Below are 25602 nucleotides of genomic sequence, written 5' to 3'. Positions count from 1 at the left end.
CACCTCAATCGTAACGTATTCTCGGATCTACTATGGCATAGAATATATCAGCTAACAGATTTCCTACTAATATCGATGTCGCTAATATTAAGTTAATTGCCATTATGACTGGATAATCCCTGTTTGTAATAGCCGTAATAAATAATTGGCCGATTCCTGGGTAGTTGAAAACTTGCTCAGTAATAACCGCTCCACTTAATAGTGTTCCAAATTCTAACCCTAATAGAGTAATAATTGGAATAAGTGCATTTCTTAAAGTGTGTTTATATAAAACCGAATTATTCGTCAAACCTTTTGCTTTAGCAGTTCTTATAAAGTCACTACCTTTAACTTCTAACATCTCAGTTCGCATATATCTCATGTATGCTGCAGTACTGGCTAACCCCAAAGTAAAACCAGGCAACACGAGGTGTCTTAACTTGCTTAAAAAGAGTTCTATTCCGGTTAAACCTGCAGCAGAAACGGATCCTTGTGAGGGAAACCAACCTAAAGTAAAGGCAAATACATATATAGCCAGCAACCCTGCAAAAAAGTTGGGTGTTGCCAGACCTAAAAAGGCAAAGGTCGTAGCTCCATAATCGAATAATGAATATTTTCGCTGAGCTGAATAAATCCCAATCGGTATTGCTACTGCTAATGTGACAGCAAGAGCAAACAGTGATAAATACACTGTGTTCATAATTCTTGCATTTATTAAATCAAGAACAGGGCGTCCAGGATACTGCATTGACGTTCCCATATCTCCTGTAGCAACACTAGACAACCAATTCCAATACTGAATATGTATCGGGTCATTCAATCCTAGCGCTTCACGGCGCTCTTCATATACTTCAGCCGGTACATTTGGATCGAGTCTTTCGCCAGATAGCACATCACCTGGTGCGGCTTTAGCTAGTCCAAAAACAACGACTGTAATTAAGAACATCATCGGAATGAATTGTAGTGTTCGCCGGATAATATATTTATGCATTCAGCATTCCTCCTACAAGGATAAAAAACAAGTGCACGACCAGGGGTCGTGCACCGTTTTCCCCTTAACAAGACAATTATAAGTTTATTGCTCTAACCACCATTCGTGTGGGTTGTAGTAAATACCAGTTGGTCTTTCGTAAACACCTTGTAATGCAGCGTTATATGCATAGATGTTATCTGAAGAATATAAGAACACCATAGGTACTTGCTCAGATACATGTGCCGTCCACTCATTATAAACTTCAGCACGGTAATCTAAATCAAATGCTTCTGGTGCTGTAACTGCTTGTTCGATTAATTCATCGCTTCGCTCATCGTTCCAACGGAGGTAGTTGTATGCATTATCAGTTTTCCAAATACCTGCTGGGTCCGGATCACCAGTTGCTAAACTCCAACCAGCTAAGTAAAGATCCCAATCCGTATTATCTTCTTCAACAATATCAAAGTGTGTTGCTGCTTCACGTGGATTACGTACATCTACTTTAATTCCAACTGCTTCTAATTCAGCTGCAATAATTGGTGCTGTACGCTCACGAACTTCATTACCAGTTGGATAGTCTAGATTTAATACATATTCATTGCCATCTGGATCTTCACGGAAACCGTCACCGGTTACATCTTCATAGCCGGCTTCATCTAGTAATTCATTTGCTCGATCTACATCTTGCTCATAAATCGTGAAGGCACTTTCGTCATATGCCCATGATGCTTCTGGGAATGGAGCATGTAAGACAGACCCTAAACCATTCATTAATCCGTCTACCATCGCTTGGCGATCAAGAGCGTACATAATCGCTTGACGGACACGAACGTCTGAAAGCTTCTCATTTTCTACCCAGTTGTCTGGGTCAATGACTCCATTTTCAACATCATCTGCTGTACGGTGGTGATGCTTTAACCCTAAATATTGGTATCCAAAATCTTGTGTCAAGAATGTATTTACATTATCTAGCGCATCTACACGATCAAAGTCTGCTGCTGGAACCCCATTCGGTTCTGCAACCATATCAAGCTCTCCATTTTCTAACATACCAGGCATAATCGATTGTTCAATTACTCTCCAAGTAATGCCGTCTAAGTGTGGAGTACCTTGCCAGTAATCTTCATATGCAGTTAATACATACTGCTCTCCTTCAACCATATCTGTTAATTGGAATGGTCCAGTACCAATCACTTCACCAGCATTACGTGAAGCAGAGTGGTCGACCATGTCAGCTACACTAACACCTTCAAATACGTGTGCAGGGATGATCGGAAAACTCGTACGGAATTCAGGTGTAACGTTTGGCTCAGCAAAGTGGAAAGCAACTGTATGATCATCGATTACTTCAACACCTGCAAACTCATCTGTTTCACCATTATTATACTCTTCATATCCTTCTAGGAATCGAACATAATCAGTTCGAACCCCACCAGCTGATACATAATCAGGATCGGCTATTGAAGCATACGTGAAGTACACATCTTCTGCTGTGAAGTCTTCACCGTCGTGCCACTTTACATCTTCCTCTAAGTAATACGTAATCGTTGTCTGATCTTCATTTAATTCCCAATCATAAGCTAATCTAGGAATATACTCTAGGTCTTCATTTAACGTAACTAAAGCTTCATGTGTGAAGCTCAAAATGTTTGCTTCATATGCATCAGAATAAAAAATGTAGTTAAATTGGTGACCAGGAGCGGAATACATACCTGCAGTTATCGTTCCACCCGCCTGTGGTTCTCCAGCTGCAGCTTCATCAGTTGCATCTTCTTCATCACCGTCTTCTCCATCATCATCATCTTCTGTCTCATCCGTAACATCATCATCCTCAGTACCATCTACCTCTTCATCGTCGCCACCACAAGCTGCTAATACAAGTGCAAGAGATAAAGCTAATACGAGCATAAGCCAAAATTTACTAAGCTTCATGAATACATAAACCCCCTTAATTTTTTAAAGATTCTAAAAATAGGTTAGAAAAAAATGCATCTCATTTCCTCTCCTGCCCCCTCACCCCCTTTAAGAAAAATGGTTGCTTACGATTCCTCTGTATATAAGTGACAGGAAACGTATTGCCCGTCTCCATAATGAATCAGTTCAGGACGTTCTACTTTGCACCTTTCGTGCGCTTCAGGACATCTCGTATGAAAAGCACAACCGGTCGGTGGGTTCGAAGGGCTAGGCAGCTCTCCCTTTAATTTTATTTTCTCTCTCTTTCTTTCAACATCCGGTACTGGGACTGATGAAAGCAGTGCTCGCGTATAAGGATGCAATGGATTGTCATAAATTTTACTTTTTGGACCAAGTTCAGCTAGTCGCCCTAAGTACATGACACCTACCCGATCGCTAATATGTTTCACAACACTCAAGTCATGAGCTATAAATAAATATGTAAGATTAAATTCATCCTGTAAGTCTTCCATTAAATTTAATACTTGTGACTGTACAGAAACATCTAATGCTGAAACAGGTTCATCCCCGATAATAAATTTCGGATTCATTGACAACGCTCTTGCAATGCCGATTCGTTGACGCTGTCCCCCTGAAAATTCGTGAGGATACTTTTCTCTTGCTTCCTCAGTTAATCCAACCTTTTCTAATAAGTCGACAACCTTATCTTTCCGGTCTTTTTTCGTTAATGTTTTTTGAACTAGCATAGGTTCCTCAATAATTTCCCCAACACTCATCCTAGGGTTTAAAGACGCAAACGGGTCTTGGAAAACCATCTGCATATCTTTTCTGTACGGACGCATTTTTCGATTACCAATATTAGAAATATCTTCACCGTCAAAAAGAATTTGTCCTTCTGTAGGATCTAATAATCGAAGAATCGTCCTCCCTAATGTTGATTTACCAGAGCCTGATTCACCAACAATTCCTAGTGTTTCCCCGGCATATACATCAAAAGAGACATCATCAACTGCTTTAACATGACCGACAGTTCTTTGTAGTACCCCACCTTTTACAGGAAAATATTTCTTTAAATTTTTGATTTCTAAAACTTTATCTGTTTGCTTCTCCATCTGCATTCCCTCCTTCTTCCTCATAGAGATAACATCTGACTTTATGTTTAGGGTTTGTCTCTAAAAGGTCCGGGTTTCCTTCAAGACATTTTTCCATAACGTGTTTACATCTTGGTGCAAACCGACATCCTTGAGGAAAACGGTGTGCAGGTGGAACTGTTCCTGGAATCGATTCAAGACGTTCTACTTCTGTATCTAAGTTTGGAATACTACCTAAAAGTCCGACTGTGTATGGATGCTTCGGATCAGTAAAGACTTCTCTGACAGACGCTTCTTCTACAATTTGTCCTCCATACATGACAAGAACACGGTCGGCAACCTCTGCAACTACACCTAAGTCATGGGTAATAAGTAAGATCGAAGACTCAAATTTCTCTTTCATCTCTATCATTAAATCTAAAATTTGAGCTTGAATCGTTACATCTAAAGCTGTCGTCGGTTCGTCTGCAATTAATAATTTCGGATCGCAAGACATCGCAATCGCAATCATTGCACGTTGTCTCATTCCTCCAGAAAGCTGGTGAGGGTATTCATGGACAATTTCCTCTGCTCTTGGAAATCCGACCAACTTTAATAGATCTATTGCCTTTTGGTAGGCTTCCTTCTTTTTCATATGTTTATGTTTCATTAACGTTTCAGCTATTTGATTTCCAATCGTATATACGGGATTTAATGAGGTCATCGGCTCTTGAAATATCATGCCGATATCATTGCCTCGGACTTTTCTCATCTCTCTTTCTGATAGATTTAAAAGATCTTTACCATCAAGTTTAATAGAGCCTTCGACAATTTTTCCCGGTGGAGAATTAATGAGTCTCATTATTGAGAGGGAGGTAATACTTTTCCCGCTTCCGGATTCACCGACAAGGGCTAGAGTCTCGCCTTTTTTTATTGAAAAGTCAACTCCATCAACGGCTTTCGCGGTTTTATCCTCCATATAAAAGTATGTTTTTAAATCTTTTACTTCTAGTAAATCTTGTGCATGATTACTCATAAACTCACCCCGTATTTTATGTATGTTCGACAAAATCAGACGAAATTATATGATAATTTATTCATTTATAAGTATATATTTTTAACACTACTATAATAATTTTCTCTTCTAAATAAATCGAAACATTTTTATAGGAAATAATTTATCATATATATGATAACGTGTATATAGTTTTTTGAAAATTGTCCCTTTTTAGATATTTCGGTTTTCGAAATTATTCGAATAAAAATAATATTTAATAAAGTGTATATTTATTATTATAGCAGGACTTACTACCTATCATTCTTATAAAAATAGACTCGCATGAATAAATATTTAATAAAATATTCTGTAAGATTTTGTTACACTTATATCATTAATATTTCATACTCCTTTCGATTATTACAAAAATGTTTCAGCAACCACTGAAAAAACCAACCTTCCTGTTCAGAAAGGTTGGTTTGAAAAACTATTTTGAAATGATATCTTTTCCGCCCATATATGGTTTTAAAACATCAGGTATTTGAACTGTACCATCTTCTCGCTGATAGTTTTCTAAAATAGCCGCAACGGTTCGTCCAATCGCTAACCCAGAGCCATTTAACGTATGAACAAATTCAGCTTTTCCTTTTGCATCTCGTTTAAATCGTATATTAGCTCGTCGTGCTTGAAAATCTTCAAAGTTACTGCAAGAAGAAATTTCACGATATGTCCCATAACTTGGGATCCAAACCTCAATATCATACTTCTTCGCTGCAGTAAAACCTAAATCTCCAGTACACATATTCATGACACGATATGGCAGTTTTAATAGCTGCAATACTTTTTCTGCATGAGATGTAAGAAGCTCTAATTGCTCATAAGATTCTTCAGGCTTAACAAAGCGAACGAGCTCTACTTTGTTAAATTGATGCTGGCGTATTAAACCACGTGTATCTCGACCTGCAGATCCCGCTTCAGAACGGAAACACGCACTAAATGCTGTATATGTTTTTGGTAGGTCCTCAACATCCATAATCTCATCGCGGTGAAAATTCGTTACCGGAACTTCAGCCGTAGGGATTAAAAAGTAGTCTTCCTCACGAATTTTAAAGGCATCTTCTTCAAACTTTGGCAGCTGTCCCGTTCCAGTCATGCTGTCTCGGTTAACCATATAAGGAGGCAAAATTTCCTCATACCCATGTTCATCTTGATGGAGATCCATCATGAAATTAAGTAACGCTCGTTCTAGCCGTGCTCCTAGCCCTTTGTAAAAAACAAAGCGGCTGCCAGTCACTTTTGATGCACGTTCAAAGTCAAGAATACCAAGTTCTGTAGCTAAGTCCCAGTGTGGCTTTGCTTCAAATTTAAAAGTCGGTAGATCTCCCCACGTTCTCGCTTCCTCATTTTCATCTTCATCTGCGCCGACAGGAACACTTTCATGCGGGATATTTGGAATCGTTAATAAGATGTCTGTAAGCTGTTGATCGACCGTACGAAGTTCATCATCTAACTCTTTTACTCGATTTGAGACGTCCTTCATTTCTTTTATTAAGTCATCTGCATCTTTTTTCTCTCGCTTTAACTGAGATATCTCTTGTGATACTGTGTTTCGACGGCTTTTAAGTTCTTCGACTTCTTGAATTAATTCTCTTCTCATTTTGTCAAGATCACCGAAACGGTCTAAATCTGATATATCCTCATTTCGATAAGCTAACTGTCCCTTCACATGTACAAAATCACTTCGTAAACGTTTCACATCTAACATTTTCCTTACCTCCGATTTACATTATTTTTGGCGAAATTATTTAAGAGCATCAGTGTGGAAGCTCGTGATGTGACGCTCGCAGCTCTTATTGCCCTCCTTTTGAACCCGCTCTTTAAGCAATTAAAAAAACCCTCATCCCTAAGAAAGGGACGAGAGTTACCCGCGTTGCCACCCTAATTGAAATACAATGAATCATCGTACTTCCAGCTTGATTGAATAACGGTCAATAAACCGAAGCAGTTTACTACTATTTCAACTGCTTTGCTCCAGGATGGATTCACAATGCTTTCACACCGGTTCACAGCTTCCACCGGCTCTCTGAAGTGAAAAATAATTGCTACTAATTCCCTTCGTCACATTTCATCATTAAGATTGTTCATGATGAACAAGTCTTTTTTAATACTCACTATTCTAACCGATTTGATACGATCTAATCAAGCAGGGATTTGACATTCCCGAACCATTTTTACAAAAAATTGATGCATTCGGTAATCATCCGTTAATTCTGGGTGAAACGAACATGCAAGAAACGGTCCTTGTCTTGCTGCGACAACTTCTCCGTCACACTCAGCAATAACCTCAACATCAGCTCCAACTTTTTGAATAATTGGCGCACGTATGAATACAGCAGGGAAGTTCTCACCTACTCCATGAACGCTGAGATTAACTTCAAAGCTTTCTCTTTGGCGTCCGAATGCATTCCGCTCTACTTTGATGTCCATGACTGCTAAATGAGGCTGAGCTTGGCCAACAAGCTCATTTGCCATTAAGATCGCACCAGCACATGTCCCAAACATTGGTTTTCCCTTTTCAGCAAACTTCTTTAAAGCCTCGAAAAAATCATATTTGTCAATGAGTTTACGCATTGTCGTGCTCTCTCCGCCAGGAAAAACGAGTCCATCAATATCATTTAACTCTGATGCTTTCTTAATGACTTTTACATTTACATCTGGTGCTTCTAATGCTTTCACATGTTCTCTTACAGCACCTTGCAAGGCTAAAACACCTATGTTTATCATGATGTTATTCTCCTCTCAAATGGAAGGTAACACCTTACCAACCGCGATCTTGCATACGATCTTTTTCTTCTAAAGTAGAGATTTCAATCCCTTTCATTGCAGTCCCTAAGTCTTTAGATAGTTCTGCAATTAGTTTATAGTCTTCATAATGAGTTGTTGCTTCCACAATTGAACGTGCAAATCGCTCAGGATTATCGGATTTAAAAATACCTGATCCAACAAAGACACCGTCTGCACCTAACTGCATCATTAATGCAGCGTCTGCTGGAGTTGCAACGCCTCCCGCAGCAAAATTAACGACTGGGAATCGGCCATTACGTTTAATATCTAAAAGAACCTCGTAAGGTGCCCCAATGTTTTTCGCTTCCGTCATTAACTCATCTTCAGACATACCGATCACTTTTTTAATTTGGGACTGCATCATACGCATGTGGCGGACAGCTTCTACAATATTTCCTGTTCCAGGCTCACCTTTTGTACGAATCATTGAAGCACCTTCTCCGATGCGTCGTGATGCTTCACCTAAATCACGAGCTCCACAAACAAACGGGACAGTGAACTCACGCTTATTTAAATGATATACTTCGTCTGCAGGTGTTAAAACTTCACTTTCATCAATATAGTCCACCCCTAGAGCTTCAAGTACACGAGCTTCAACAATGTGTCCAATACGTGCTTTTGCCATAACTGGAATCGTAACCGCGCTTTGTACTTCTTCTACAATAGTCGGGTCAGCCATACGGGCAACCCCGCCTGCAGCACGAATATCAGCCGGAACACGCTCTAATGCCATAACGGCAACTGCACCAGCTTCTTCTGCAATTTTAGCTTGCTCAGCATTGACAACATCCATAATGACGCCGCCTTTTTGCATTTCTGCCATACCACGTTTTACACGATCTGTACCTGTTTGTCTTTCCATGGTAATCCCCCTTAAACGACTTGTTATTTGTATTTTGGATTTTCAACTCATTTTATATCCAAACATTCCTCTACCATTATAACGAAAAAACTGACCTTTTTAATAGGAATTTGTAAAAAAGTTTTATTTGCAACCTATACGAAAATAATAACGGTAACGTCAGTTTCTCATATACGGTCAGCTGCTCCTTTATGTATAAAAATAAGGAGGATGCCCCCCTTATTTTAGAACCAGCCGCGTACGGTGTCAGCTACTGAAGTCCAAACACCTGAGAAAAAGTCTCCAATTCCCCGCATCATCAAAGTAAACCAGCCAGCTTTATCAACGGATTCATTCGTTACGATCTGAATCGTATCAGAGCTCTCTCCTTGAAGGTAACCATTTGCGTAATCTCCGTCATACTCAACGGTCATTGTGCCAATCACTTCGTTTTCTTCAACTGGTGCGATTAATCGTCCATCGTCATCAAGTAATGACTCATCTAATTGAACAGAATAGTGATAAGAGTCGATGTCATCACGATTATGCATAAGTGTTGTAAAAGCATCACTCGTTGAAATCGATACTTCATCCTCTGTCCCCTTCGTTACTTCAACTGTTTCATAGCCCTCTAGTTCCATTCCTGCAGGGAAAATCTCTTCACTAGAGAAGTTATTAAAACCGTACTCCATTAAACGTTCTGTTTCATTAAAACGTTCAACTTCAGAACCGGCTTTCATCACAACACTAATTAAACGTTGTCCATCTTTTTCAGCTGTTCCAGTGAAACAATACCCAGCGGCATTTGTGAAGCCTGTTTTTAAACCGTCAACATATTCATAATCAATATCTGAATACATCGTTCCAGAAATCATCCAATTCCAGTTTTGCATATTAATCGCATCATCCGAATCTTCTCTAAATACTTTCTCTGGAATGCTTGCAGTGTCCAACACTTCAGGATAATCATTTATTAAGTGATACGCTAAAACAGCTGCAGCGCGAGCCGACATATAATTGTCCTCATTAGCACCAGTACCTTCCGGGTGATTCCCATCTAAAAGACTATTTGGAAGTCCTGTCGTATTAACGAATTGAAAATCTCCTAATTCTTCATCGGCAATCTCTTCAAGGTTTTCCATTCCATACTCAGACCCTGCCTCACGTAACGGAGTACCGAGTCCAAGCTCTTTTCCACGTTCATTCATTAATTCAACAAACGCACCTTCAGAACCAGCAATATATTCTGCTAAAGCCATCGTAGAAGCATTTGCAGAATAAATCGCGACAGATTCGTATAGCTCTTGGACTGTATACTCTTCATCTACTCGAAGCATCACATTTGATAGACCTTCGTTATGTGACATTGCTGCTAGATCTTCACTAATCGGAACTGTATCATCCCAAGCAATATCTCCATTATTTACCGCTTCCAAAATGAGATACTCACTCATCATTTTAGTCATACTCGCAGGCGGCAACGGTTGATCAACATTTCGTTCATACAATATTTTCCCAGTTTCTCCATCTAATAATATCGCTGTATCTACATTCGGCTCAAAATTAGCTTGCGTTGTTCCTCCAAAACTAAAGACACTCATAAATGTAAATACGAATAAAAAGCTGAACATTGTCAATCGTTTTACCATCTTTTTCATCCTCTCCCAATCAAGTTCTCTCTCTTTTTATATAAAGTACTGATTGTACATTTTTTTATTTGGACAAACGATATTTTATCATAATTATTTCAAAAAAAATAGATAGGGGAGTCCCCTACCTATTCGTTCATTCGACTTATTTTTTTCCTTACATTGAATAATTTGGAGCTTCTTTAGTAATTTGAACATCGTGAGGATGACTTTCACGTAATCCAGCATTCGTAATACGAATAAACTGAGCTTCCTCACGCAATGAGTCAATTGTCGGAGTTCCACAATAACCCATTCCTGCTCTTAATCCACCTACTAACTGATGAATCGTATCTTTCAAAGGTCCTTTATATGCAATACGTCCCTCAATACCTTCTGGAACTAATTTTTGATTATTTTCCTGGAAATAACGATCTTTACTTCCTTTTTCCATCGCTCCTAATGAGCCCATCCCACGGTAAACTTTAAACTGTCTGCCTTGGTAAATTTCACGTTCACCAGGGCTTTCCGAAACACCTGCAAGAAGGCTCCCTAACATAACGGCATGTCCGCCTGCAGCAATCGCTTTAGCGATTTCACCAGAATATTTTATTCCACCGTCTGCAATAATCGACACACCGTGTTTTTTCGCTTCAGTCGCACAATCATATACTGCCGTTATTTGTGGAACGCCGATCCCTGCTACAACACGTGTCGTACAAATTGATCCAGGTCCAATTCCAACTTTAACAATATTCGCTCCAGCTTCAATTAAGTCTCTTGTTGCTTCTGCTGTCGCGACATTTCCTGCAATTATATTCAAACTTGGGTATGCTTGTCTTACTTCTCTTACTTTATCAAGAACACCTTTCGAATGCCCATGAGCCGTATCTATGACGAGGACATCGATTCCTGCATCTACGAGTGCTTTCGTACGGACATCAGAATCACCGCCTACTCCAACGGCTGCACCGACAATAAGACGTCCTTGTTCATCTTTTGCTGAGTGTGGGAATTCAATTGCTTTTTCAATATCTTTAATCGTAATGAGTCCTTTTAACGTACCGGCTTCATCAACAAGTGGGAGCTTTTCAATGCGGTGCTGTTGCAAAATACTTTGTGCATCTTTAAGGGTTGTTCCTACAGGAGCAGTGACTAAACCTTCTTTTGTCATGACCTCTTTAATTTTTATTGAATAATCCTCAATAAACCTTAAATCACGATTCGTAATAATTCCGACTAACTTTTGCTCTTCGTCTGCAATCGGCACTCCGGAAATCCGGTATTTTGACATTAAATGTTCGGCATCAAACACTTGGTGATCTTCGGATAAATAGAACGGGTTAGTAATAACACCACTCTCCGAACGCTTCACCCGATCTACTTGTTCAGCTTGCTGTTCAATGGACATGTTTTTATGAATAATTCCTAAACCACCAGCACGAGCCATCGCAATAGCCATCTCTGCTTCTGTTACAGTGTCCATTCCTGCACTAATGACTGGAATGTTTAACGTTAATGTTTCTGAAAGCACCGTTTTTACAGAAACGTCGTTTGGTAAAACTTCCGATTTAGATGGAACAAGCAAGACATCATCAAACGTTAAGCCTTCTTTTTGAAATTTGTTCTCCCACATTAGACAATTCCCCTTTCAATATTTTTGCAAAATATTATTAGTAGATTAACAACTGGATAAACTACTGTCAAGGAAGGAATAATTGTTTTATTTTTCAGAAAACATTACGTATGTTTATGAATTTGGAGGGGATTTTGTTTGTCACGTAAATACACATTCTATACTTATTTTCAATCGGTAGATTATGTTAAATCATACTTATATAAATTGTATTCAAAGCAGAAATATTCAAATGCAAAGGAATTATCATTTAATAACGGTTATTCTTTCGTCTATTACATAAAAATGGGCGAATCCTTTTTTTCACAAGGAATACATGCTCCATTATCAATCAAACCCGTTTTATATTTTTACGGGCTAAGTCATTGGTTAAAAGCACTCTTATTGACAGGCGACCCTCATTACCCAGCTTCAACCCAAGTACTTGCCCACGGTGTCTCTACTCGAAAACGTAAAAAACAAAATTATTCTTTTTTGAAGGATGAAATAAAAGTACAAAAAGACGGTTTTTACCCTTACTTATCTGAGCAGTTGTTTCATGTGAAACAAATAACAGGCGAGAAATATAAAATGCGTCATTTACTTATGACGATTCCTGAATTCATTCCAATATTTGAAGAGCTCGAGAAAGAACAAACTCTCATAAAATTATCAGGAAAACCTCCGTTATTTTCACTGGAACGAGAAAGTTTTAAAAAATTTAATGAGCCTGTCTCTCAATTTTCAACATTGATCAAGCAAAAGACAGACTTAAAGTGGAAATGTTATGAGGAAGGAGATCAAGTATTCATTAACATCCAGAACACATCCATTGAATCTTCACCAATTAATTATTCAATGGAAAATACTTATTATTTGCCAATCATGCACTCTCTTTATAAAAATTTACCAGAATTACTCGTACACTATTTACTTTTATATAACCTAAGTATGATCTGCCGATATGAAACCGAATGGTGGGGAGAACTCCTATATTCTTTTCCTTCAAATGATCTCCCATTTATCGAAATGTTTCTAAATATAGCTGAAGTAAAAATTCCATTTTTGCTTGAAAGAATATTTAAAACGGATATACCGATTTAAAGCTGCTTTCTCGCTTCGCTAAGAAGGATTAGATGGTTTAGTATTTAAGGAATTTAAAACTCCCCTTAAGGTTAAACAGATGGCTTTTCACCTGTCTACCTAAAGGGGAGATCATACTACGTTAAATCTTATTTAACCCATTGGCTAAGTCATCCCAAATATCATCGACACTCTCAAGTCCGACTGATAAACGTAACAACTGATCTGTAACGCCCATTCTTTCACGTTCTTCATCAGGAACAACAGCATGTGTCATCGTTGCAGGGTGTTGGATCAATGTCTCTGCATCACCTAAACTAACCGCTACTTGTATCATTGATAGTTCATTCATTACTTTTTGAGCAGTCTCCTTCGATCCGTCAATTTCAAAACTAATGAGACCTCCATAATGCTTCATTTGTTTTTTGGCTAGTTCATGCTGAACAAATTCGGGATCACCTGGATAAACGATGCTTTTAATTTTAGGATGTCTTTTTAATTGATCAAAAAGTTTATTTGCATTCTCACAATGCCGATCCATTCTGACTGCTAATGTTTTTAATCCTCTAATTAATAGCCATGCATCAAAAGGTGATAAAATACCGCCAATGTCTTTTTGTGTCGTCATTCTTACTTCTTGAATGAATTCACTTTTCCCGACAACTAGTCCTGCTACAACATCGCCGTGTCCTCCAATGTATTTTGTTGCACTATGAAGAACAATATCAGCTCCTAATGCTAACGGTTGTTGTAAATAAGGTGAACAAAATGTATTGTCAACTACGACTGGAAGATTACGTTTCTTAGCAACATTCACAACCATATCAATATCTACAAGCTTCATCGTCGGATTAATCGGTGTCTCAATATACAATGCTTTTGTATTGTCCTTTATCATCGATTCAATTGTTTCTTCTGAATCCATATTTATGAGATCATAATCCACATTAAATTTTTCTTTCATCATTTTTAATAAACCGAACGTGCAACCGTAAACTCCTTCAGAGACTAATATGTGGTCTCCAGACTTTACTAATGCATATAATACTGCAGAAACAGCAGCCATTCCAGAACTGAAAGCTATGCCTTCTTCTCCGCCCTCAAGGTCAGCAATTTTTTTCTCTAATGCATCGACTGTTGGGTTTCCTAATCTCGAATACATGTAACCGCTTTCATTTCCAGCAAAACGAGCTTCCCCTTGTTCCGCTGTTTCAAATGAAAATGTTGAAGTTTGATATATAGGCGGTGTCAAACTGCCGTAATGTTTCTGACGATCAAACGTTCCATGAATCATCCGAGTTTCTAACGATCTTTTAGTTTTTTCCATTTTCCTCTCACCTCAACGAATTTTCTGTCTATCTAAATCTATTATACATGAACCACCTAAGACATTAAACGTACATTTCTAAAGTGGAATACTCATCTACAAATAATAGATATCTTTACGACTATACGTTTCTATCGTATTTTTGCTCAGCATCTAAGGTGCTAATGACAGATATTTTCTCATTTTATTTGGTGATTTTTGATGTTGGTATTGTATATCCGAGAAATTTTAGATTTATCCTAATTACGATTATCTCTTTTGCTTTCAGACAATCACTTTTTTGTGTCGTTGTGGATGTATGTATCGTTTATCCGCGAAAAACCTGGGTTTACATGATGGTTTATCAGCAAATTTTTCAGTTTATCCGGTAAAATATTCAATTTATCCGTGAAAAATTTGAGTTTATCCGGTAAAAAAATCATTTTATCCGCGAAAAATCCGGGTTTATCCGGTAAAAATTTCATTTTATCCGCTAACTAGAATGATTCTAAATTAATGATGCTCATACTTATTCCCCTCAATAACATCTCATTTCATGAAAAAAAGACACCTTCTTTTGAAGGTGCTTTTGATAGCCCAGCAGCGTCCTACTCTCACAGGGGGAGAGCCCCCAACTACCATCGGCGCTGGAGAGCTTAACTTCCGTGTTCGGCATGGGAACGGGTATGACCTCTCCGCTATCGTCACTGGACTATTTAAATGTTGAGAAGTTCTCTTGTTTCATTGCCTACTCATACAAGGCAATTCAACTTTTCTTTATCCTCTCAAAACTAGATAACATTTGACTGATGACCTTCGGTATTAGAAGGTTTGATAAAACATTGGTTAAGCCCTCGATCGATTAGTATCTCTCAGCTCCACATGTTGCCATGCTTCCACATGAGACCTATCAACCTCATCTTCTCTGAGGGATCTTACTCACTTGACGTGATGGGAAATCTCATCTTGAGGGGGGCTTCATGCTTAGATGCTTTCAGCACTTATCCCGTCCACACGTAGCTACCCAGCGATGCTCCTGGCGGAACAACTGGTACACCAGCGGTGTGTCCATCCCGGTCCTCTCGTACTAAGGACAGCTCCTCTCAAATTTCCTACGCCCGCGACGGATAGGGACCGAACTGTCTCACGACGTTCTGAACCCAGCTCGCGTACCGCTTTAATGGGCGAACAGCCCAACCCTTGGGACCTACTTCAGCCCCAGGATGCGATGAGCCGACATCGAGGTGCCAAACCTCCCCGTCGATGTGGACTCTTGGGGGAGATTAGCCTGTTATCCCCAGGGTAGCTTTTATCCGTTGAGCGACGGCCCTTCCATACGGTGCCGCCGGATCACTAAGCCCGACTTTCGTCCCTGCTCGACCTGTATGTCTCGCAGTCAAGCTCCCTTATGCCTTTGCACTCTGCGAATGATTTCCAACCATTCTGAGGGAACCTTTGGGCGCCTCCGTTACTCTTTAGGAGGCGACCGCCCCAGTCAAACTGCCCACCTGACACTGTCCCTGAACCGGATCACGGTTCGAGGTTAGAATTCCAGTACAGCCAGGGTAGTATCCCACCGATGCCTCCACCGAAGCTGGCGCTCCGGTTTCCAAGGCTCCTACCTATCCTGTACAAGCTGTACCAAAATCCAATATCAAGCTACAGTAAAGCTCCATGGGGTCTTTCCGTCCTGTCGCGGGTAACCTGCATCTTCACAGGTAATATAATTTCACCGGGTCTCTCGTTGAGACAGTGCCCAAATCGTTGCACCTTTCGTGCGGGTCGGAACTTACCCGACAAGGAATTTCGCTACCTTAGGACCGTTATAGTTACGGCCGCCGTTTACTGGGGCTTCAATTCAGAGCTTCTCCCGTAAGGGATAACCCCTCCTCTTAACCTTCCAGCACCGGGCAGGTGTCAGCCCCTATACGTCGCCTTGCGGCTTGGCAGAGACCTGTGTTTTTGATAAACAGTCGTTTGGGCCTATTCACTGCGGCTCTCTCGGGCATACACCCTAATAGAGCACCCCTTCTCCCGAAGTTACGGGGTCATTTTGCCGAGTTCCTTAACGAGAGTTCTCCCGCGCGTCTTAGAATTCTCTTCCCGCCTACCTGTGTCGGTTTGCGGTACGGGCACCAGTCACCTCACTAGAGGCTTTTCTAGGCAGTGTAGGATCAGGAACTTCGCTACTAAAATTTCGCTCGCCATCACAGCTCAGCCTTACGGTAAGCGGATTTGCCTACTTACCAGCCTCACTGCTTGGACACGGACATCCAGTGCCGTGCTTACCCTACCTTCCTGCGTCCCCCCGTTGTTCAAACGGTGACGTGGTGGTACAGGAATTTCAACCTGTTTTCCATCGCCTACGCCTTTCGGCCTCGGCTTAGGTCCCGACTAACCCTGAGCGGACGAGCCTTCCTCAGGAAACCTTAGGCTTTCGACGGAGGGGATTCTCACCCCTCTTTTCGCTACTCATACCGGCATTCTCACTTCCAAGCGCTCCACCCATCCTCTCGGTTGAGCTTCAACGCCCTTGGAACGCTCCCCTACCACTGTCCGTAAGGACAATCCATAGCTTCGGTGATACGTTTAGCCCCGGTACATTTTCGGCGCAGAGTCACTCGACCAGTGAGCTATTACGCACTCTTTCAATGATGGCTGCTTCTAAGCCAACATCCTGGTTGTCTAAGCAACTCCACATCCTTTTCCACTTAACGTATACTTGGGGACCTTAGCTGATGGTCTGGGCTGTTTCCCTCTTGACTACGGATCTTAGCACTCGCAGTCTGACTCCCGAGGATAAGTATTTGGCATTCGGAGTTTGACTGAATTCGGTAATCCTGTGGGGACCCCTAGTCCAATCAGTGCTCTACCTCCAATACTCTTCCCTCGAGGCTAGCCCTAAAGCTATTTCGGGGAGAACCAGCTATCTCCGAGTTCGATTGGCATTTCACCCCTACCCACACCTCATCCCCGCACTTTTCAACGTGCGTGGGTTCGGGCCTCCATCCAGTGTTACCTGGACTTCACCCTGGACATGGGTAGATCACACGGTTTCGGGTCTACAACCACGTACTCATTCGCCCTGTTCAGACTCGCTTTCGCTGCGGCTCCGTCTTTTCAACTTAACCTTGCACGTAATCGTAACTCGCCGGTTCATTCTACAAAAGGCACGCCGTCACCCATTAACGGGCTCCGACTACTTGTAGGCACACGGTTTCAAGATCTCTTTCACTCCCCTCCCGGGGTGCTTTTCACCTTTCCCTCACGGTACTGGTTCACTATCGGTCACTAGGGAGTATTTAGCCTTGGGAGATGGTCCTCCCGGATTCCGACGGGGTTTCTCGTGTCCCGCCGTACTCAGGATCCACTCCGGAGGAAACGAAGTTTCGACTACAGGGCTTTTACCTTGTCCCGCGGACCTTTCCAGGTCGCTTCATCTACTCCGTTTCTTTGTAACTCCGTATGGAGTGTCCTACAACCCCAAGAGGCAAGCCTCTTGGTTTGGGCTCTTTCCGTTTCGCTCGCCGCTACTCAGGAAATCGATGTTTCTTTCTCTTCCTCTGGGTACTAAGATGTTTCAGTTCCCCAGGTCTGCCTTCTCATACCCTATGGATTCAGGTATGGATACCACCTCATTACAGGTGGTGGGTTCCCCCATTCGGAAATCTTCGGATCAAAGCTTACTTACAGCTCCCCGAAGCATATCGGTGTTCGTCCCGTCCTTCTTCGGCTCCTAGTGCCAAGGCATTCGCCGTGCGCCCTTCATAACTTAACCATTTTGCGGCGGATGATCGTCGTTCTTCTGTGTCAGCTGTGTCTCTCGCTCCTGTCACGTATCTATTTCATACGCTCAGTCGCTCAATTCCTTGCTTCCTTGAACAACTCGATCCTCCTTGCAAAACCTACTCAATTTGAGTTTTGCAATTTTGCATATGGCGTCTTTTAACCTTCTAAGACACTCGGTTGTACTCGTTCGAATCCGTTAGGATTCGCTTCAAACAACCGGTGAAGATCAATCAGTCTTTCTACTGTTATCTAGTTTTCAAAGGACAATTTTGCGGCAGATGGCCTGCAGATTTCTGTGTCAGCTTCATTCCTCACCATCCTCACGTACTGTTGTACGCTCCAGTGGCTCGTCAATTGCTTCCTTGAACTCCTTGACCCTCTTTGCAAAACGGCAGATGATCGTCGCTCTTCATCGAATAGCTTAATCCTCTTTGCAAATAACATTTCATGGAGAGATAAAAAAATAACCTCTCAAAACTAAACAAAAAGCGCAAACGACGCACACGGAGGTGCTAACTTCGGTGTTGTCACACGATGTGACGCTCTTAACCGAAGCTCATTAAATTGATGAGCTATATGCTCCTTAGAAAGGAGGTGATCCATCCCCACCTTCCGGTAGGGATACCTTGTTACGACTTCACCCCAATCACCTGTCCCACCTTCGGCGGCTGGCTCCAAAAGGTTACCGCACCGACTTCGGGTGTTACAAGCTCTCGTGGTGTGACGGGCGGTGTGTACAAGGCCCGGGAACGTATTCACCGCGGCATGCTGATCCGCGATTACTAGCAATTCCGGCTTCATGCAGGCGAGTTGCAGCCTGCAATCCGAACTGAGAATGGCTTTATGGGATTCGCTCAACCTCGCGGTCTCGCTGCCCTTTGTACCATCCATTGTAGCACGTGTGTAGCCCAGGTCATAAGGGGCATGATGATTTGACGTCATCCCCACCTTCCTCCGGTTTGTCACCGGCAGTCACCTTAGAGTGCCCAACTAAATGCTGGCAACTAAGATCAAGGGTTGCGCTCGTTGCGGGACTTAACCCAACATCTCACGACACGAGCTGACGACAACCATGCACCACCTGTCACTCTGTCCCCCGAAGGGGAAAGCCCTATCTCTAGGGTGGTCAGAGGATGTCAAGACCTGGTAAGGTTCTTCGCGTTGCTTCGAATTAAACCACATGCTCCACTGCTTGTGCGGGCCCCCGTCAATTCCTTTGAGTTTCAGCCTTGCGGCCGTACTCCCCAGGCGGAGTGCTTAATGTGTTAACTTCGGCACTAAGGGCATCGAAACCCCTAACACCTAGCACTCAACGTTTACGGCGTGGACTACCAGGGTATCTAATCCTGTTTGCTCCCCACGCTTTCGCGCCTCAGCGTCAGTTATAGGCCAGAAAGTCGCCTTCGCCACTGGTGTTCCTCCACATATCTACGCATTTCACCGCTACACGTGGAATTCCACTTTCCTCTCCTACACTCAAGTCCCCCAGTTTCCAATGACCCTCCACGGTTGAGCCGTGGGCTTTCACATCAGACTTAAGAGACCGCCTGCGCGCGCTTTACGCCCAATAATTCCGGACAACGCTTGCCCCCTACGTATTACCGCGGCTGCTGGCACGTAGTTAGCCGGGGCTTTCTGGTTAGGTACCGTCAAGGTGCCGCCCTATTCGAACAGCACTTGTTCTTCCCTAACAACAGAGCTTTACAATCCGAAGACCGTCATCACTCACGCGGCGTTGCACCGTCAGGCTTTCGCCCATTGCGGATGATTCCCTACTGCTGCCTCCCGTAGGAGTCTGGACCGTGTCTCAGTTCCAGTGTGGCCGATCACCCTCTCAGGTCGGCTACGCATCGTCGCCTTGGTAAGCCATTACCTTACCAACTAGCTAATGCGCCGCGGGCCCATCTTGCAGTGTGAGGATAAATCCCCACTTTTACAATAGAACTATGCAGTTCCATTGATCATCCGGTATTAGCCCCGGTTTCCCGGAGTTATCCCAGTCTGCAAGGCAGGTTGCCCACGTGTTACTCACCCGTCCGCCGCTGACCTCTTAAGAGCAAGCTCTTAGTTGGTCCGCTCGACTTGCATGTATTAGGCACGCCGCCAGCGTTCGTCCTGAGCCAGGATCAAACTCTCCAATAAAGTGTGATCTGTTAAAGATCTAACGAGTTTGACGCGCACGGATGCGCTAACATCGGTGTTATCACAGGATGTGATGTTATTAGCCGATGTTCCTTAACTCTTACATTAAAAAATTTCATTGACGGGATATTTTCATATCCCATTTCGCTTGGCTTTTTGTTTAGTTTTCAAAGGTCAATGTCGCTTTTTTGTTGCGACTTATATATCATATCATCGTGATGTATATAAGTCAATAACTTTTTTTAATGAAATGAATCATTAACTTTGTTTAATTGTTGTTTTTGCGGCAACGAATAATAATGTATCATAAAAGTTCATACGAATGCAACAAGGAAATTATATTCAAATAATTTAATTTTTTAATAGTCATCTAATCTTTCAATTACGTGTGTCGTTCACTGCGTTTCTACTATAAATAATTCCGTGTGTTTAGTTAAAAGAAGGGTTTCACCATTTTCCATTTCAAGAGTAGGTCTTGTAAAAGCATACTTATCTATATAGATGACCTTTCCTACTTCACCATTGTTAAGTTTTACTTTCGTACCTAATTGAATATCCGTCATTAATTCAAAAAAATTGCTCAAGACAATATGATCAAACCTTCCGAAATGATCCTTCTTCATAGATTCTAAAACTTTATATGGGAGTTGCTTCGTTCGATAGTGTCTTTCAGAACACATTGCATGATAAGTATCGGAAATTGCGATAATCTTTGCATATAGATGTGTTTTTGCTCCTTTTATTCCTTGCGGATAGCCACTTCCATCTTCACGTTCATGATGTTGGAGAATACCTAGAAGGGCATTCTTAGAAAAACCTGGGATAGATTCTATCATTCGTACACCTAACAATGGGTGTTTTCGTACCTCTTTAAATTCTGAAACAGATAATGGACCGTTTTTATTAAATACTTTAAATGGTATTTTCGCCATCCCGCAATCCAGTAGTAAACCAGCTAAGCCTAATTGAATAAGTTCTCCTTTAGAAAGGTTTATTTTCTTGCCTAGCATATATGAAAGGATGCTTACGGCAACTGAATGGAAATAAATATAATCTTCTTTCGTTCCATAATGGTGTAATTGTAATAAGTGTTTCTTATTCGGTTCGACCTCTACTAATGGTAAGAAGATCTTTCTTACTCTATTAATATCAACTTTTGCTCCACCTTGCCAATCCTGGAATAATTTTTTATATTTAGGGACTGTTTTTAAAAATAAATCTATAAATGAATTATCTTCAAACGTTTGCTCTTTTTCTGCTTTTTTACTCCTTTCATCATCTTCTATTTTTTTAGGAGTAAACCTTTTTCCATTTACGAGTGTCGCTTCAACGTGGACTTGAGGAATTTGGAATACATTTAATATCTGAATCAATTCTTTTGATAAAACGGTTTTTTTTCTCATAATAGGATTGTTCGTATTTTTAAATACATCTTCAGAAAGAATACATCCTTCTATTAAGTATTTCGTTTTTACTAACATTTTTCATTCCCCCGTGTTTCCCCATATCGTTTTACTTGTAATCAAATGAAGCTAGAAAATCATATTTTGTTAAACGGTGATGAAAGATATGTACTAACTTTGTATATATGCTTTAGTCTTCTTTCACATATATAATCCAAAAGGAGTGAGTCTTTTTCACTATTAATTATATATGATTATTTGTTTTTTGTAATAAAAAGTTGGAAATTTTGCCCTTTTATGTTTTTCAGATCATCATTGCACGATGTTTCTCTTATATATAGGGAATTTGATCAATTAACAATATCAGTTAAATGTAGAGTAGAGAACTGATTTAAAGAAGGTAGCCTTTCGGTTATCTTCTATACTTTCAGCTCCCCCTCATCAAACCGTACGTGAAGTTTTCCTTCATACATACGGCTTTCCGACGTTCTTCTTCCTTTGGCTTTGCGGATTTAACTCGCCACTTTCAGTAATATGAATTCGATTTCCTTTACTGTATCTTTAAGATGAGCGTGTTTATGACGTTTATTTCTCTTCTTATTATTAAAGAGATTTAAACGCTGTAACACATACCAATCAATGCGATTCAACCACTTCTTTGATAAGGGAGAGATCTGATAATAGTTCTTGAACCCTTGTAACTTCTTGTTCAAGCCTTTTACCAAGTCCCTTAAATCCATATACAACTTATGGCGTGGTTCAGTGTAATCCTTAATCCTCTTTCGCATTTGTTTCATGGCTTTCTTACTTGGGATATGATTCATGATAAAGAATATACGTCCGCCCTTTTTACGAATGGGGAACTTACGATGGTGAAGCCCTAGAAAATCAAAGCCCTCACTGGCATCCCATATGTTCATGAGTCTAGAATTCTCCCAGTGTAGTGTTAGGTCAAGTTTCTTCATAATCGCTTGAACGACTTGAACACTTTCTAATGCTTGTTGTTTTGTCCTACACATAATGACGAAATCATCCTCAAACGAGGGTTGTAATTGACGAGGCGGCAGGATTCACTTTATGTTACAACCTGTTAGGTTGCTCGCACTCCGTTAAGAGTTACTTTGTCATAGGGCTTCAACCTTAGGATTTCTCCACCAGATGCCTATCAGCTACTGAGCGTCTTGGCACTTACTCAGATTGGACTTTCACCAATTAGCAATTAACGGCTTGCTGGGCACGCAACCGATTAAAAAACCGTACCACTTTGGAAAGTGATACGGCTTATAAGCAAGCAACATGAATGAGCTTCATTTGCACAGCTGGCAGATATGCTTCGTGCAAAGCTAGGCTATTGTTATTGTTAAATTATTCTTCTGTTGAAGGATCTTCTGAGCTTTGATCGTCATTTTCACCAGGTTCACTGTTGTCGTCACCTGCAGCGTCTTCTTGATCGTTAACTTCATGTTCTTCACCTTCTAATAATTCCTCTTCTTCATCGTCATCAATGTTTACACGTGCTACCGTTGATACGTGCTCGTCTTCATTTAGACGAATGAGGCGGACACCTTGGGTATTTCTGCTCGTTTGTGAAATTTCATTGACATGCATTCTGATGACAACACCATTTGTTGTAATAATCATGAGATCATCATCGGTTGAGACGACTTTTAAGGAAATAAGATTTCCATTTTTCTCAGTAATATTACATGTTTTTATTCCTTTACCTCCACGGCTTTGTAGACGGTATTCTTCGACAGGTGTTCTTTTACCGAAACCTTTTTCAGTAACAATGAGGATGTCTTGATCTTGGACAATTGTATCCATTCCGACAACTTCATCATCTTCTTGAAGCGTAACTCCTTTAACGCCTCCAGCCGTTCGTCCCATTAGACGTACATCCGTTTCATGGAATCTAATAGACATTCCTTTTCTTGTACCTGCAGTAATTTCTTGATCTCCGTCAGTAAGCCTTACACCATGCAGTTCGTCTTCGCCTCGGAGTTTAATGGCAAAAAGACCGCCGCGGCGAATATTTGCAAATGCAGATAGTACAGTCCGTTTAATAATTCCGTGCTTCGTAATAAAGAACAAGTATTGTCCTTCTTCAAACTCCTTAATCGGGATAACAGTACTAATATATTCATCTTTTTCAATTTGTAATAAATTGATGATTGGGATCCCTTTAGCTGTTCGCTTTAATTCTGGGATTTCATAACCCTTTAAGCGATACACTTTTCCCTTATTCGTAAAAAAGAGTATATGGTCGTGTGAGTTTGTAATAAATAAATGTTGCACAAAGTCATCTTCATGTGTGCCCATTCCTTGTACTCCACGTCCACCACGTTTTTGACTGCGGTATGTCGACAATGGAATCCGTTTTATATATCCATTGTGTGACAATGTAATCGCAACATTTTGCCTTGGAATTAAATCCTCATCCTCAAGACTGTCTTCACCTAGTGAAATCGTCGTTTTTCGTTCGTCATTAAAACGGTCGCGAATTTCTTCTAACTCTGTACGGATGATTTCTAACACTTTTTCATCATCAGCAAGAATTTCTTTCAGTTCTTTAATTCTCTCGACAAGTTCTTGATATTCACTTTCGATTTTATCGCGTTCCAAACCGGTAAGCCGCTGTAAACGCATATCTAAAATCGCTTGTGCTTGATCATGGCTTAATTCAAAGCGCTCGATTAAACCTTGTCGAGCAAGATCAGTCGTTTCTGAACCTCGAATAAGTTCAATAATTTCATCAATATGATCTAACGCGATTCTTAATCCTTCCAAAATATGTGCTCTTGCTTCTGCTTTCTTTAATTCAAAAGCAGTACGACGGCGAATGACTTCGCGTTGATGCTCTAAATAATGATAAAGAACTTCTTTCAAGGGCAGGATCTTTGGCTGACCGTTAACAAGTGCGAGCATGTTAATACCAAAACTTGTTTGCAATGCTGTTTGTTTATATAAATTATTGAGCAGAACATTCGCATTCACATCACGTCTCAATTCGATAACGATACGCATACCATTTCGATCGGATTCGTCACGTAAATCGGTAATGCCATCAATCTTCTTATCGCGAACAAGTTCAGCAATTTTTTCAATTAATCGAGCTTTATTAACTTGGTATGGGATTTCATTGACTATAATTCTCGGTTTCCCATTATTCTCTTCAATTTCGGCTTTCGCTCGAATCGTAATTGAGCCTTTTCCTGTTTCATAAGCACGACGAATACCAGAGATCCCTACAATCTCAGCACCAGTTGGGAAATCAGGTCCAGGAATGTATTCCATCAGGTCGACACTCGTTAAAGCAGGATTTTCACTTAACGCTAATACGCCATCAATCACTTCTCCAAGCTGATGCGGTGGAATATTCGTCGCCATTCCGACTGCGATCCCTGATGTTCCGTTTACTAACAAGTTAGGAAAACGTGCTGGCAGAACTATCGGTTCACTCTCTGATCCATCGTAGTTTTCTTGATAATCGATTGTGTCTTTATTGATGTCTCGAACGAGCTCCATTGAAATTTTTGCCATTTTGGCTTCAGTGTAACGCATCGCCGCTGCAGCATCACCATCAATCGAACCGAAGTTTCCGTGCCCGTTTACTAACATGTAGCGATAGCTGAAATCTTGTGCCATTCTTACCATCGTTTCATACACAGCTGAGTCACCGTGTGGGTGATATTTACCGATTACTTCTCCAACGATACGAGCAGACTTTTTATAGGCTTTATCAGCTGTAATACCAAGCTCATTCATAGCATAAAGGATGCGGCGGTGAACTGGTTTTAAACCATCTCGTACGTCAGGTAATGCGCGACTTACAATAACACTCATGGCATAATCCATAAATGACGTCTTCATTTCCTGACTTATATTAATTTCTTTCACTCTTGATTGGTCTTGATCAGACATTCTATGTACCTCCGTTCACCAAATTCAAAAACGGTCTTACCCGTTCCAATATACGTTCATTTTATATAAACCTTTTTTATTCATTGATGAATAAAAA

The 25602-nt window shown here is 40.9% G+C and carries 14 protein-coding genes, 3 rRNA genes and 1 other annotated feature; of the genes, 1 reads left to right on the top strand and 16 read right to left on the bottom strand.

The genetic code is table 11. The annotated features are described in order from the left end of the window. Positions 1 to 4 precede the first annotated feature (4 nt). The 9 genes from CD001_RS02805 to guaB form a co-directional block, all read right to left on the bottom strand. Positions 5 to 970 carry an ABC transporter permease gene (locus tag CD001_RS02805; RefSeq protein ID WP_096186109.1) on the bottom strand — a complete coding sequence of 322 codons (966 nt, stop codon included), beginning with the start codon at positions 968 to 970 and terminating at the stop codon, positions 5 to 7. A gap of 84 nt (positions 971 to 1054) precedes the next feature. Beyond that, on the bottom strand, positions 1055 to 2884 hold the full coding sequence (locus CD001_RS02800; RefSeq protein WP_096186108.1) for an ABC transporter substrate-binding protein: 1830 nt from the start codon (positions 2882 to 2884) through the stop codon (positions 1055 to 1057). A 107-nt stretch (positions 2885 to 2991) separates the two neighbouring features. Beyond that, a complete protein-coding gene (locus CD001_RS02795) occupies positions 2992 to 3978 on the bottom strand; it encodes an ABC transporter ATP-binding protein (protein WP_096186107.1) in 987 nt (328 codons plus the stop codon). After that, on the bottom strand, positions 3959 to 4972 hold the full coding sequence (locus tag CD001_RS02790) for an ABC transporter ATP-binding protein (RefSeq protein WP_096186106.1): 1014 nt from the start codon (positions 4970 to 4972) through the stop codon (positions 3959 to 3961). Before CD001_RS02790 ends, CD001_RS02795 begins: the two co-directional genes overlap by 20 nt. Before the next feature lie 448 nt (positions 4973 to 5420). Beyond that, a complete protein-coding gene (gene serS, locus CD001_RS02785) occupies positions 5421 to 6698 on the bottom strand; it encodes a serine--tRNA ligase (protein ID WP_096186105.1) in 1278 nt (425 codons plus the stop codon). Positions 6699 to 6840: 142 nt separating this feature from the next. Then, positions 6841 to 7061, bottom strand: a binding site (T-box leader). 71 nt (positions 7062 to 7132) lie between these two features. Next, the gene (gene pdxT / locus CD001_RS02780) at positions 7133 to 7717 is read right to left on the bottom strand and encodes a pyridoxal 5'-phosphate synthase glutaminase subunit PdxT (protein ID WP_096186104.1); all 585 of its coding nucleotides are present in this window, start codon (positions 7715 to 7717) and stop codon (positions 7133 to 7135) included. Positions 7718 to 7751: 34 nt separating this feature from the next. Continuing rightward, complete coding sequence (gene pdxS / locus CD001_RS02775; protein ID WP_096186103.1) at positions 7752 to 8639, bottom strand: pyridoxal 5'-phosphate synthase lyase subunit PdxS; 888 nt, start codon at positions 8637 to 8639, stop codon at positions 7752 to 7754. Positions 8640 to 8863: 224 nt separating this feature from the next. Next, a complete protein-coding gene (locus CD001_RS02770) occupies positions 8864 to 10267 on the bottom strand; it encodes a D-alanyl-D-alanine carboxypeptidase family protein (RefSeq protein WP_179298586.1) in 1404 nt (467 codons plus the stop codon). Between the two features lie 157 nt (positions 10268 to 10424). Continuing rightward, on the bottom strand, positions 10425 to 11882 hold the full coding sequence (guaB, locus tag CD001_RS02765) for an IMP dehydrogenase (RefSeq protein ID WP_096186102.1): 1458 nt from the start codon (positions 11880 to 11882) through the stop codon (positions 10425 to 10427). A gap of 138 nt (positions 11883 to 12020) precedes the next feature. On the opposite strand from guaB, the gene CD001_RS02760 reads away from it, so the two are divergent. Continuing rightward, the gene (locus CD001_RS02760) at positions 12021 to 12965 is read left to right on the top strand and encodes a YaaC family protein (protein WP_179298585.1); all 945 of its coding nucleotides are present in this window, start codon (positions 12021 to 12023) and stop codon (positions 12963 to 12965) included. A gap of 121 nt (positions 12966 to 13086) precedes the next feature. Here CD001_RS02760 and megL read toward each other — a convergent pair whose 3' ends face one another. From megL to gyrA, 7 genes are all read right to left on the bottom strand, one after another. Further along, complete coding sequence (gene megL, locus CD001_RS02755; protein WP_096186100.1) at positions 13087 to 14271, bottom strand: methionine gamma-lyase; 1185 nt, start codon at positions 14269 to 14271, stop codon at positions 13087 to 13089. Positions 14272 to 14845: 574 nt separating this feature from the next. Beyond that, positions 14846 to 14962 (bottom strand): 5S ribosomal RNA (gene rrf, locus CD001_RS02750). 130 nt (positions 14963 to 15092) lie between these two features. Continuing rightward, positions 15093 to 18028 (bottom strand): 23S ribosomal RNA (locus tag CD001_RS02745). A 598-nt stretch (positions 18029 to 18626) separates the two neighbouring features. Next, positions 18627 to 20181: ribosomal RNA gene (locus tag CD001_RS02740) — 16S ribosomal RNA — on the bottom strand. Together the 16S, 23S and 5S rRNA genes form the textbook arrangement of a ribosomal RNA operon. Positions 20182 to 20576: 395 nt before the next feature. Beyond that, positions 20577 to 21662, bottom strand: coding sequence for an HD-GYP domain-containing protein (locus CD001_RS02735; RefSeq protein ID WP_096186099.1), 1086 nt, complete (start codon positions 21660 to 21662; stop codon positions 20577 to 20579). A 434-nt stretch (positions 21663 to 22096) separates the two neighbouring features. Beyond that, complete coding sequence (locus CD001_RS02730; protein ID WP_257009691.1) at positions 22097 to 22504, bottom strand: group II intron maturase-specific domain-containing protein; 408 nt, start codon at positions 22502 to 22504, stop codon at positions 22097 to 22099. Between the two features lie 445 nt (positions 22505 to 22949). Beyond that, on the bottom strand, positions 22950 to 25505 hold the full coding sequence (gene gyrA / locus CD001_RS02725; protein WP_096186097.1) for a DNA gyrase subunit A: 2556 nt from the start codon (positions 25503 to 25505) through the stop codon (positions 22950 to 22952). Positions 25506 to 25602 lie beyond the last annotated feature (97 nt).

It is taken from the genome of Evansella halocellulosilytica (assembly GCF_002335745.1).
Taxonomy (GTDB): Bacteria; Bacillota; Bacilli; order Bacillales; family Salisediminibacteriaceae; genus Bacillus_CA; species Bacillus_CA halocellulosilytica.
Note: the sequence above shows the minus strand (reverse complement) of the source record. Positions and strands in the feature narration are given on the sequence as shown.